Source organism: Desulfomicrobium norvegicum (genome assembly GCF_900114595.1).
Lineage (GTDB): Bacteria > Desulfobacterota > Desulfovibrionia > Desulfovibrionales > Desulfomicrobiaceae > Desulfomicrobium > Desulfomicrobium macestii.
In genome coordinates this window covers 1-11,949 of the sequence record NZ_FOTO01000022.1, presented here as the reverse complement: position 1 = coordinate 11,949, position 11,949 = coordinate 1, and the positions used below count along the sequence as shown (strand labels likewise).

9 protein-coding genes are annotated in these 11,949 nt (G+C 57.9%); all 9 read right to left on the bottom strand.

All coding sequences use genetic code 11. From position 1 onward, the window contains the following. Window positions 1–196 precede the first annotated feature (196 nt). On the bottom strand, window positions 197–520 hold the full coding sequence (locus BMZ24_RS18760; RefSeq protein WP_161949244.1) for a PilZ domain-containing protein: 324 nt from the start codon (window positions 518–520) through the stop codon (window positions 197–199). Between the two features lie 819 nt (window positions 521–1,339). Beyond that, window positions 1,340–3,700: a tetratricopeptide repeat protein gene (locus tag BMZ24_RS18755; RefSeq protein ID WP_092194564.1), complete on the bottom strand. Its 2,361-nt coding sequence runs from the start codon at window positions 3,698–3,700 to the stop codon at window positions 1,340–1,342. Window positions 3,701–4,101: 401 nt separating this feature from the next. Beyond that, window positions 4,102–5,769, bottom strand: a complete 1,668-nt coding sequence (locus tag BMZ24_RS18750; RefSeq protein ID WP_092194562.1) for a glycosyltransferase family 4 protein — start codon at window positions 5,767–5,769, stop codon at window positions 4,102–4,104. Next, window positions 5,766–7,316, bottom strand: a complete 1,551-nt coding sequence (gene xrtD, locus BMZ24_RS18745) for a VPLPA-CTERM-specific exosortase XrtD (RefSeq protein ID WP_092194560.1) — start codon at window positions 7,314–7,316, stop codon at window positions 5,766–5,768. The genes BMZ24_RS18750 and xrtD overlap by 4 nt, the downstream gene beginning before the upstream one ends. Before the next feature lie 751 nt (window positions 7,317–8,067). Further along, complete coding sequence (locus tag BMZ24_RS18740) at window positions 8,068–8,784, bottom strand: PEP-CTERM sorting domain-containing protein (protein WP_092194558.1); 717 nt, start codon at window positions 8,782–8,784, stop codon at window positions 8,068–8,070. A 773-nt stretch (window positions 8,785–9,557) separates the two neighbouring features. Continuing rightward, window positions 9,558–10,169, bottom strand: coding sequence for a hypothetical protein (locus BMZ24_RS18730; protein ID WP_092194556.1), 612 nt, complete (start codon window positions 10,167–10,169; stop codon window positions 9,558–9,560). A 377-nt stretch (window positions 10,170–10,546) separates the two neighbouring features. After that, a complete protein-coding gene (locus BMZ24_RS18725; protein ID WP_092194554.1) occupies window positions 10,547–10,786 on the bottom strand; it encodes an AbrB/MazE/SpoVT family DNA-binding domain-containing protein in 240 nt (79 codons plus the stop codon). 55 nt (window positions 10,787–10,841) lie between these two features. Beyond that, on the bottom strand, window positions 10,842–11,234 hold the full coding sequence (gene vapC / locus BMZ24_RS18720) for a type II toxin-antitoxin system VapC family toxin (RefSeq protein ID WP_092194552.1): 393 nt from the start codon (window positions 11,232–11,234) through the stop codon (window positions 10,842–10,844). Next, on the bottom strand, window positions 11,231–11,425 hold the full coding sequence (locus tag BMZ24_RS18715; protein WP_092194550.1) for a type II toxin-antitoxin system VapB family antitoxin: 195 nt from the start codon (window positions 11,423–11,425) through the stop codon (window positions 11,231–11,233). The genes vapC and BMZ24_RS18715 overlap by 4 nt, the downstream gene beginning before the upstream one ends. Between the last annotated feature and the right edge of the window lie 524 nt (window positions 11,426–11,949).

Below are 11,949 nucleotides of genomic sequence, written 5' to 3'. Positions count from 1 at the left end.
TCAACCAGCAAAACATATGCTCCACGTGGGTGCGCAGTCTTTTGCGCCTTAAAGTGCGCGCATTCACAAATAGCCGGGTCATGCACCAAGAGGCTTAAATCAACGATTTCGGGCTAACCGCGTCACACCTTCCCCCAAAAAGAAACGCCCATCCCCAAAGGGACAGGCGCATCCAAAACAGAACCGCAAGGAAGAGCTAGTAATTGTACCGCCGTGGAGCCTGGTTCGCCAGTTCGACGCCCACTCCGTAGAACCCGCCGCAGCTGCCGTCCTGGGCGGCGCACCAGCGGACCATGCCCAGGCACACGCTCTTGCCGTACAAACGCGTCTCGTCGGAATCGGGAGCGAACTGGATCTTGATGGTCTCGCCGGGAGACAGGGGGTAGTCCATTTCGAGCATGAATCCGGAGGCGCTGAAATTCACGGCCCGGGAAGGAATCTGCCCGTTCCTTGAAAAGCATTTCTCCACAGTGCAGCGCGTCAGGGACGCTCTGCGCTGCGATTTTCTCTTATCCTGCACTGTCCAGCTCCGCTTTTGGATGGTGAATGCCGCCTGATGAGTGGACAAAGGAAAAAAGCCTCTATCCCCGCCTTCTCCCTACCCCTTGCGCATACAATAAACCCCGCCGCTATAAAGCATGAGCACTCCACCAAGAGCCACACTGGCGGGACTCCCGGCCATGCACCCGGCCAGTCCCACTGTCCCTACAAAAAGAGGAAAGGATTTGTAGACGCAATCGGGCAACCAGACTCGCATTGTGATCCTCTCTTGTATTACGTATAATCATGCAGAAAGTTCTATTTTAATATTAACCATGAAAACAGTATATTTGTAAATCAGATAAAATATTTCATCAACAACAAAAATATATATTTTAAAAATATTTTTCGAATTCGATACCAGATAATATATAATTACTATTCAAAAATGGAATAAATTATCAAGTCATGCATCATTTATATCAATCAAAAATCAGTTCCATATAAAAAGAACGATAAATGATTATCATTAAAAAAATCATTGCACACTGTCCGACCCGTATGGACAATCATTTCAAGCCGTCATGCATTTAAGCATGCATTGTGCCGACAAGAATTAAAGCCATGAAAGATGACCATTCTTCTGCCTGACGACACCACAAAAAAAGCCGCGAAAGAACCTGAGTGTCATTCCCGCGAAGTCGGGCTATGTCGGGCAATGGCGCGAAATCCATTCTTTTCAGACAGTTAAAAAGGCATGGATCCCCTTCTTCAAGGGGATGACGACTTTCTACAGCGACGTCCGGCGCAAAAGCGTCCGGCGGGCCGTGACGCAAGTCCGACCTCTCCGGACCGGCTTTTACAGCCCCACAAGAAGCTCCCGAGCCAGGGCCAGTTCCGGGAAATCCTGGGTGCGCGCCAGCAGGGCCGTCAGCAGCCCCCGGGCCTCGCCCGTCTGCCCCAGATCGGCCAGGACCCGGGCCAGATGGTAGGTCACGGCCGGGTCATCGGGCAGGGACTCGTGGGCCTTGCGCAGAAACTGCAGGGCCGCGTCCTTGTCGCCCAGGCGATAATGCACCCAGCCCACCGTATCGAGCGCCGACGGGTCGCCGCCCGCGCTGGCCTTGGTGGCCAGGGCCAGGGCTTCGGTCAGTTGCTCCGCTGTGGGCGCGTCATGAGAGGCCAGCAGGTAGCCAAGATTGTTGGCTGCGGGCAGCAGGTCGGGGTGACGAGCCAGAAGCTTGCGGTAGATGGTCTCGGCCTCGGCCGCATCTCCGCCCAGTTGCAGCAGTTGGCCGAGCAGCAGGGCTTCGGGCACGGAGTCCGGATTTTTGTCCAGGGCGGCGCGGCACTCGGCCATGGCCGTATCCTTGCGGCCCGTGGACGCATACAGACCCGCCAGCCTGGCCGAAGGCACGGACCACTCCGGGGCGCGCCGCTGGGCCTCGCGAAATGCCTTTTCCGCGCCTTCCGCGTCGCCAAGGCGCAGGGCCGTGCGGCCGAGCAGGTCCGCGGCCAGCGGGTCCTCGGGCCGGGATGCGGCACGCTCACCGGCCCAGGCCAGGGCCGCATCACCGCGCCCCGCCGCCAGCTCCACGGCCACCACGCCCTCGGCGCCGCCGTGGGCGTCCGGATTGGCCAGCAGCAGTTCATCGAAGGTGCGCCGCGCCCCTTCCCAGTCCTTGCGGCTGCCCTGCATGCTCCCAAGCCGCAGCAGCGCGGGGACCAGCGCCTCCTGCTCTTGCGCGGCCCGCAGGTAATGGAGCTTGGCCGCATCGAAATGTTCGCGCCGGGCCTCGATGTCGCCCATGGCCAGCAGCAGCCGCGCAGGCATGACCCCGTCAATCACGCCGTCCTGCAGCACAGCAAGCGCGGCGTCGGGTTCACCGGCACGCTGATGGTGCGCGGCCAGTTCCAGGCGCACGGGCTGGGCGTCCGGCTTCTTCAGAAGAAAATTGCGCAGCGACTCCACCCCGGACAGGGTGTTGCCCAGGGCAAACTGGGCGCGGGCCATGAGCACGGCCACGGCCATGTCCTCGGGAGCGTCGTGCAGGGCGATGCGCAGTTCGGCCAGGGCTTCCTCGAAGCGGCCCTGGAGCATGAAGATCCGCCCGCGCGCGGCATGGGCCCGGGCATCGGCGGGATTGAGGCGCAGCACCTCGTCCACCTCGGCCAGGGCTCCGCTCCGGTCGCCACGACGCAGCTTGAGCTCGGACAGCCTGAGCCTGGCCTCGATGCCGGACGGACCCGCCTCGGCGTCCTGGACCAGCGCGGCCAGTGCGGCCTCGCCCTCCCCGCTCCGGCCCATGGCCATGAGCACCCCGGCGGAAGCCAGACGCAGCCTGGGCGTCGGCTGCCCTTCACCCGCCACGGCCAGGGCGTCTTCGGCCTTGTCCTGACGCATCAGATAATCGACCAGGCGCAGCCGTGCCTCTTCCGATTCGGGCTCGGCCGCCAGCAGCTCGCGCAGGATGCCCTCCACGCGCCCGGCCTGCCCCATGCGCTCGTAAAGCGCGGCCAGCAGGACCTGCACGCCCCGGTTGCCCGGATCGAGCTCCTTGAGCTTCAGGAGATGCTCCTCGGCCACGGCGTGATCGCCCATGTCCGCCGCCAGGTTCGCGGCCCTGAAATGCAGCGGCCTGCTGTCCGGCCTCGCGATCAGCCCCTTGCCGATCACGGCCAGGGCTTCGGCCCCCTGCCCCTGCTCGGCGTGGATGACCGACAGCGCCAGCAGCGCGTCCTCGTTGGCCGGATCCCCCGCAAAGACCACGTCGAGCTGCATCCGGGCCTCGTCGAAACGCTTGCCGCGCAGCATGGCTCCGGCCCGCAGCAGCAGTCCGTCAAGAGACGCCGCATCCTTGGCCAGGATTCTGTTCGCATGCGCCTCGGCCTCGGCCGTGTCGCCGGAGAGCAGGTACAGCCGGCCCACTCCGAGCAGGGCCTCGGCATTGTCCGGCTCAAGCTCCGCCGCACGCTGAAAATTCCCGAACGCTTCGCGCCAGTTCTGATCCTTCAGGGCGCAACGGGCCAGGAGCAGATACGCGCCGACATGATTGGGGTCGAGCTTGATGACGTTCTTGGCCTCGACCCGGGCCTCGGAATAGCGCCCGCTCTCCTCGAACCCCAGGCCGTTGGCGTAAAAAGCGTCCCTGCGATTCTCCTTGGATCCGCAGGCAAAAAGCATCATGGCCATGAGCAAACAACATAGAACCCGCTGCATGCAGCTCTCCTTCGGATGTGTATCGATCAAAGTCTCAGCAAATGCGGTCTTTCAAGCGCCGGGGCCGCTTCGCACCCGCACCGGCCAGCAATCAGAAGCGTCCCAAGTCCGATCCGGCCGGACATTCAGACGGTGCCAGAAGCGCCCGCGACAGGGCGTAAACGCCAGTCCGACCGGCTCGGACAAACTCTCGCGGCCGCAATCAACAAATTGGGATATTTGATGAAAACGACAATCACGAGGTTGCCGCGCGGCGACGGACACCCCGAAATTTGCCCGCAAGGCCGGCCCCAGGCGCGAACCGAAGCGAACAAGTTGCCTGAAATTGCAATATCAAAGCCAAGAAACCCAAGCTCTTGAGTGCCGTCACGACAGTCCCGGCCCTGCGCCGGGCATGAATCTCATCGGAAGAGCGGGCCGGTGATCACGGCCAGGGCAAGCGCCTCCAGGCAGATCAGGACCAGCAGGAAGAGCACATAGTCCCTGTTCCTGCTGATGCGCGAATAGATCAGGTTCAGCCCCAGCCCCAGCAGTACGGCCTTCATGGCGATCTGCTTGAGCTCGAAAAGCTCCGCGTGACCTTCGGACATCAGCGCAAGGGAGCTGATGAAAGCGATGAGGATGTAGTCGAGCGCATTGAGCGGCACCTTCTCCGGGGTCAGGATGACGCAGGCGAAATACAGCGCGCTCAGGGCGTAAAAAATGCCGGTCACCCCGTCCGGTCCCATGACCAGAAAGACGCTGTCCGTCTTTATCACCTCTCCGAAGACGACCACGTACAAAATGACGGCCAGCATCATGTAGTACATGAACGGCACCAGCACGGCGCTCTTTTTCCAGTACAGCAGGGCCAGTATCCCAAGCACGGCCAGGGCTGCCAGGGCCGTCGGCACAGGAGAATGGCGGATGAAAAAGACGTTTGTGAAAAAGAAGAAGGTGAAGAGCAGAAAAAAGCTTTTCCAGCACAGCCAGGACAGGCAGAAACGCACATTGACGCTTTTCATGTTCCAGACAAAGACCGCCTGCGCCACGCTCTTTATGGACGCATACAGTTTTTCGGCGCTGACATCCTTGCCCTGCACCGCGTACCTGAACGCGAACCCCGTTCCCAGAATGAGCGCGTAGAGCAGCAGGCCCACATAGTCGGCCACAAAACGCAGGGCGAAGCCGGTCAGGATGAGCGCGAAATGGAAAAAATAGATGCTGACCACGGCCTGTTCCTGGGTCAGACCGGCGCGCAGCAGCTTGTGGTGCAGATGGTTCTTGTCCGGCTTGAATGGACTCTGCCCGGCCTGGATGCGCTCGTACATGACCATGGCCGTGTCGAGGATGGGCGTGCCCAGAAGAAACAGGGGCAGGATGGGCGTGTAGATGGAGTGGTTCTGGGTCAGCATGATCAGGCACGCGCCGATGGTGTAGCCCAGGAACTGGCTGCCCGTGTCGCCCATGAACACTTCCGCCGGATGCACGTTGTAGCGCATGAATCCGACCAGCCCCCCGCACACGGCCAGGGTGATGGCGATGGGCAGCACCGCCTCCTGGATATAGCCCAGAAAGGCGCAGGCCAGCAGGATGAGCAGGGACAGCCCGCCCGCCAGGCCGTCCAGGCCGTCGCTCAGGTTGATGATGTTGATGACCGCGAGCATGAAAATGACGGTCAGGACGATGGACGCAGGCCCAAGGTGTACGACAAGCCCCGGCAGCAACTCGCCAAGGCAGGTGACCTGGATGCCCGAGACCAGGGTGAAGAACAGGATGGCCAGGATCTGCCCGAAGAACTTGATGCGGTAGCCAAGCTCGCGCATGTCGTCCCACATGCCGAAGACGAGGATGACCAGCCCCCCGCCCAGATATCCGAAAAGCTCCCGGGACATGCTCAGGGGCACGAGCAGGGAGACCACCGTGGCCAGGGCGATGGCCATGCCGCCCGTGCGCGGGATGAGACCGGTGTGCACCTTGCGCGGGTCGGGCTTGTCCACGATGCCCCAACGTCGCCCGAGACGGATGCCGACAGGAACCAGCAGCGTCGAGAGCAGAAAGGCGACGTAGAAGCTGACCAGAAAGTTCATGGCGCCTGCCTGTTCATGGCTTCGGGCACGGGGTCCCTGCCCGGCAGCATCCTTTCGAGGGGCGGCAGGGCCACGGCCAGAAAATCGACCAGCCGCCGCTCCGCGTCCGCCTCCCCTTCGCCGGGATACAGGGGCGTGATGAGCCGGACCAGCGCGCCGTCGGTGCGCCGCAGCGTCAGCGAATCCCACATGGTGTAGAGCTTCAGCTCCACCCCGTTGGTCAGGTAGCGGCCGCGGGCCGGGAACCAGAAATAGGAGAGCATGCGCCGGCCGTTCTGCTCCAGCATGGTGCGATTGACGCGCACCGTCTTGTAGTCCGGCACGGCAACCTCCACCGCCCCGTCGCGCTCGAAGCGCCAGCCGCCGCCGCGCAGGCAGGTCTCGGGGGAATGGATGGACTCGCCCTTGCTCTGCCGGTCGTACCAGGCCACGTAAAAATCCACGGCCCGCTGCCCGCCATTGCGAAAATCGACCTGCACGTAATCCGTGAAATCGAGTTCATCGATGAACTTTCGCTCCATGGGCACGCGCACCCCCTCCCACTCTCCCAGACGCACGGGGAAGGCCGACAGGGGACGGGCCGTGGGCAGCACGTCCGGGGTCATGGCCCGGTATTGCAGATACCCGTTCGTGGCCGCCAGAAGCGCCAGACCGGCCAAAAGCGGCATGAGCGAAACCCGCGCGATGGCGGGACTCCCGGACACCGGCGCAAAGACGACCAGCATGGGCTTTCCCCTGGCGGTCATGAGCTTCATGCACCCCAGCAGGATCACGGCCGAGACCAGGAACATGACCCAGCCCATGGTGTCGTGCGCCGCCCCCTCCAGGATGCCGGGCCCGTAGCTGCGCGCCAGCACGCCGCTGACCCCGATGCGCAGCCCGTTCATGACGATGGCCAGGGGCAGGGTGAAGAGCATGAGCAGGGTCCGCTTCCACCACGTTTCCCGGAAATAGTAGGTCAGCAGCATGCCCACGATGGCCAGGGGGATGAGAAAGCGCAGCCCCGAACAGGCGGCCACGACCTCAAGCTGGGTGAAGCCCATGTCGATGACGTTGCCCTCGCGAAAGGCGGGCAGGCCAAGCAGATGCAAAAATTCCACCCCGATGCGCGTGGAAAGGAGCTGCATGCCCAGGGTCAGGCGGCCGTAGAGATAATTGGGTGGCGGGAAGGCCATGAGCAGCAGGGCAAGGGGGAAGAGGATGACCTTGAGCTTGCGCCAGCCGAGCAGGGTCCAGCACACGCCGAGGATGGCGAACCACAGCGAAATGTACAGGGACAGAAACTCCCCGCCAAGCTCGCCCAGCAGCAGGAAGAACACGGACGCGCCAAAGGCCCACAGCCCTGCCCAGGAAGCCCTGGAGGGGATGGCCGCCAGCTCCCCGCGCCGCTCCCAGACAAGGTAGGCCATGACGAAGGGGATCAGGTAGCAGTAGTCGAAATCCGCCCTGCTCCACTCGTCGCTCACCAGCCGGACGATGACCGCTTGATGGACAAAGGCGACGAGGGCCAAACCGGCACCCCATCCCGGCCAATTGATTCGAGGCATGCACGCTCCAGACTCTGTATTGAAAATTGCGAATCAGCAGGAAGATTCAGATGGTGCCCGGCCGCGACGGAAGGCCTTCGAGCCACAGGACAAAACCGTGATGTTTTTACAAGTCCCGTGCCAAGCAAATGATTTGAATAAAAGCCATGAAAGCCATGCAGGCCGCCGGTTCTGGAGGTTCAGGGGCCGCCGGGCAAAGGTGAGATGAGTCTGATTTGGCTGGACGGAAGTAAAGGAGGCAGGGAGGCTGGGAAATTTACCGTCCCTCAACTGCTCTGAAGAACCCCATGTCCGACGGGGCTTCAATGCTTGGAGGACTCCCCATGAGAAAGGGATGGCTGATTCAGCGTAGAGAACCAAAACGACGCCTATCTCCCGGACCTGCTCACAGACGAGCGTTCACTATTTACGCATGTTCAAAATTATTGAACACGGCAAAATAATGAACACGCAAACGCTGCATCGGCGGAAACCGCGTCGCATCTGCTGCGCATCATGCGCGGAACCGAGGAAAGTGCAACGCCAAACGAACAACTCGTCCGCGATATTTCACGACATCTTCCAGGACGAGAACACCAACATGCCGAAAACATGCTGAAATACGTGCTCGACGGGCTGAGCCAAAGTCAGGAATGAAGGCAGGCGAGTTTGACCATTCACTATGAACCACATGATTCCAGCAGATTTAAAGCAAAAAAACCGCCCCACTTTTAGGCGGGGCGGCCGAATTCCTTTGGCTTGAGGAGATCTTTCAGCTTGTCATTTTCCGCCGGATGCCCGCCAGGCCCAGGAGTCCGGCGCCGAGCAGGATGATGGTGGCTGGCTCGGGGACCGTGCTTGGGCCGCCGCCGCCGTTCTGGGTGCCCACAGTCAGGCCGTACAGAAATGTCCTTTGGAAACCGGTCGCCCCGTTATCCACCAGGGTCATGGCGATTTGATCCTCGAAGAGGAAGGCGTCCGGAAGGTCGATGGTCTGCATATCAAGCCTGATTCCACTCTGTGTCCACACATTGGCGGCATCAGGAGAGGTCAACGAATTCGTATACGTCCCACCGAAATAATCCCTGATGTTGAAGTTTCCATCAAGAAGATACTGATAGTAAGCTCCACCGGCCCCTTCAAATTCAATATACGCAAAAGAGCCAGGACTGCTCTCCCCCCAATATGTGTTGATGATGGTGTATACCTTGTCAACACCAGACAGACCGATATCCACGGACAAGGATTTGGAACCAGAAGTTGAACCGATTTCACTATGCCAAATATTCAAATCCGTTCCGGATGGAACAGAAAATGGAACTCCTCCCAGAGTAAGGTCGCCTTCAGGAAACAGGCTGCCTGAAATAAATCCATAGGTCTGAATGTCGGCATTGTAATCAAATCCCAATGAAGTATACGACAAGGCATGCGCATTCACGCAATAGACAGACATCGACAGAAAAACGATCGCAATGAATAAATTTTTCATGAAAAAAAAACCTCCTTCATTTGGAAAGTGTTCCCTTCTTCACAGCTTAGATCTGATATTAAAATATGCAATCATCATATCTTGCATCACTGCAAGTATTTGTCATCCCCTTGAAGAAGGGGATCCATGCCTTTTTTTGCAATACGCTCTTCGCCAGACCACCCCATCCTTTCAAAACCCACCATCCTCCAGCAGCCAAGCAAAAAACGTACTACCAATAAAATATTCCGCATTTTGAAAGCATTAGCAAATAAAACGAACTATATTTCAATACTGAACACTTCACACCTCACACCCTTCAAAAGCAGCGATGCATCAGAGCAATTCAAAAATGATCAGCAAAAAAAATAAAAATATTCTTAAATGCGAACATGTTGAAGATGTTCGACGCAAAGAGGAGAAACCTGCCTACAGCACGAAATTCCCTGCCAGACGCGCTATTGAGCGCAGCGTAGCCTGTAAGATTATCCGACAGCCAAGAAGCAAGTTTTTACAGGCAGATGGATATATTGGAAGGGTCGAAGACCGGGACTGGAGCAAGAACAAAACAATTCACTGCCTCCATCGCCGACTCCGCCGCTGCCTCCGTCGCTGCCTCCACCCCTGCCTCCGTCGCTGCCTCCATCGCTGCCTCCGTCGCTGGCTCCATCGCTGCCTCCATCGCTGCCTCCATCGCTGCCTCCATCCCCTTGAGCAATAAAAAAAAGCCGGAAGGGACTGATCCATTCCGGCCGTGAGGACGATGAGGTAAGATTTGGGATGAAGAGGGCGTGCTAGGCAGCCTGCTTGCGGCGGACACCCACAATACCAAGCAGACCAGCGCCGAGGAGGAGGGCGGCGCCGGGAATTGGGACGGCCTTGGCCGCGAAGACCATGTCGTCGAAGTCTGGATGATCGCAAGGCCATTGTTTGTAGTCGTCGTTGAATCCAAAAATGAACATGCCAGTGGTCAAGGATACTCCGGATACAATGACATCCGAGGTGAGCTGGTAGATATGCACGACATCGGACCAACTGCTGATTTTGTATTGTTTGTTGCCCCACCCCAAAAAGCCATTAACATCCAGATCATCAAGCTTCAGAGAAGAGATTTCCAATCCCCTGGCCCACGTATCCTTGGCGGTATAATCGGTGTTGAAGATCGTCTCCCCGGAACTCTTCTTGAGCAGCACGTTCGTGTGATCGGCTTCCGCGCCGAGATAGACAAAATCAAAAGTGCCTTTCAGGGCGTCCTTGCCCTGCCAGGATCTTGGATTTTCGTCAGTCATGAAAGCAGACCCGGAGAGAAAAATATCATCAATGCTCGAATATACAGCCGCATGGCCAGGAGCAGCCAGAAACATCAACATCAAAACGACAAAGGCGACCCGCGAGAACCAGTTCATAGACTTATCCACTTGAGAACTCCCTGAATTTATTTTGAATTCAGAAAGCAAGAACCGTTCCCCAAAAAGTCCGACGCGGCAAGACTGCACTCTTGAGCGAACTACAAAACACAACTCACTGGAATAAAATATAAAATAAATAAACAACCATCCGAGGCGCCTCTTCATTGCACCCGGAAAAGACGCGTTGAAGCCACCTCCCCGGACAAATCCAGGGTCGATCAACCCCGCCTTTCTCTAGGAAGCCAAACAGTCTCACGAAATCAGACAAACCCGTATCTTCCCGCTGCCGCCATCGTCGCCTCTATCCCGAACCGCACGTTGACGCCGCCGTAGCCCCGATTCGTCATTACCGCCATTAACGCCTTGGCATTAAATCATAAAATCTCCTGTCCCACGGGCTCATCCATACCGGCTTCGCCATGGACATTCTCCAAAGAGATCCCGGCCAGCAGTTCACCGAGTACGTACCTCTCACGCATGGGCTCCATAACGACCTCGTCCTTCCTGAATGAAGTGTCGGCGCGCGAATCCTCTAAAACACCGCAGTCCGTGACGATGGAACCGGATATTCCAAGATCCAGCCCGCTACCCCGTTTGACGACTCTGCCTCCCATGCCAACCTCCTGCTTTTAAAGTACACGACCCGCGCCACCAATCCCCGCCTCTCACCTACCGAAGCACCCTCAATCCCAACAACTGTTCCATCGGATCAAAGTCCCTGTCGTTATGGATAAGTTCGACGCCGTTCTCGATGCAGAATGTCGCGATGAGAACATCGATGGTTTTGCGGACCGTGATCCCTTTCCTGCGCAGGATGCGATAGTTCTGTGCCGCTGCGATCGCCATGTCTTTGCCGACAAAATCCCTGTATTCCAGACTCTCCATGAGTTGTCTGGCAATCTGGAACTCTCTTTCCCCGCTGAATCCTTGAAGAAGTTCGGTCATGATCAGATCGCCGATAATGATGCGCGATCTGGAAAGCTCACGGTCCAGCAAATCCGTGTGCGGAGCCACGGTTCCACGGAAGTAATCGATCCAGACAGAGGTATCCGCGACAATCATGAGTCTTTTCTCATGGCATCAAGATCACCGGCCCAGGCCAGCTTGCCCCGAAACTGCCGGATGGACTCCTGCTTTTTCATGGCGATCAGCAGCCGCAGGCCTTCCTCTACCGCCTCCTTCTTTGTCTTGAGCCCGGAAAGCTCCAATGCCTGCCCCATCAAATGATCATCAATGACAATGTTGGTACGCATGACGCCCCCCTGTGTGTATGTTTGCATAATATTATACACACCGAATTCTTCCGTCTACTGGAATTCATAGGTGGGGCAGATCGCGACAAGGATAGGGCTTGGGCAAAAATTCAAGATTCAAGATCTGAAAAGCATGCCTTTCCTGTCGCGATACCCCGAATTTTTCAGGTCCGATCCGGCAAGACAAAAGAATGCATGATAACTGGCCAGAACAAATGTAATTCACTTCCCTAAAATTCAGTAAGGCAAACTCACAGTCCAGCGCGGTCAGACTCGAAATCCCATGCCATCCCGCTCAAAGTCCGCGCACCTGCATATGTGTAAAGCAGTGCAACACAAAAAATGATAAAAATCGGAATGATGGAATCTCCAGTTTCCCCTGTTAATCAATTCGAATATCGGCACGTTCTATGCTTTTCCCTTGCTCATTTGCGCATTCCGGACAAACTGACCAGTGATTCCACGGCAAACCGCCCACCTGTTCCGGCTGAAACTGACCAGGAAATCGGAGCGAAGCGACGCTG

Bases quoted from the DNA above. Each gene is read 5' to 3' on its own strand.
- BMZ24_RS18755 (WP_092194564.1), bottom strand. From the start codon at position 3,700: ATGCAGCGGGTTCTATGTTGTTTGCTCATGGCCATGATGCTTTTTGCC.
- BMZ24_RS18750 (WP_092194562.1), bottom strand. From the start codon at position 5,769: ATGAACTTTCTGGTCAGCTTCTACGTCGCCTTTCTGCTCTCGACGCTG.
- xrtD (WP_092194560.1), bottom strand. From the start codon at position 7,316: ATGCCTCGAATCAATTGGCCGGGATGGGGTGCCGGTTTGGCCCTCGTC.
- BMZ24_RS18740 (WP_092194558.1), bottom strand. From the start codon at position 8,784: ATGAAAAATTTATTCATTGCGATCGTTTTTCTGTCGATGTCTGTCTAT.
- BMZ24_RS18730 (WP_092194556.1), bottom strand. From the start codon at position 10,169: ATGAACTGGTTCTCGCGGGTCGCCTTTGTCGTTTTGATGTTGATGTTT.
- BMZ24_RS18725 (WP_092194554.1), bottom strand. From the start codon at position 10,786: ATGGGAGGCAGAGTCGTCAAACGGGGTAGCGGGCTGGATCTTGGAATA.
- vapC (WP_092194552.1), bottom strand. From the start codon at position 11,234: ATGATTGTCGCGGATACCTCTGTCTGGATCGATTACTTCCGTGGAACC.
- BMZ24_RS18715 (WP_092194550.1), bottom strand. From the start codon at position 11,425: ATGCGTACCAACATTGTCATTGATGATCATTTGATGGGGCAGGCATTG.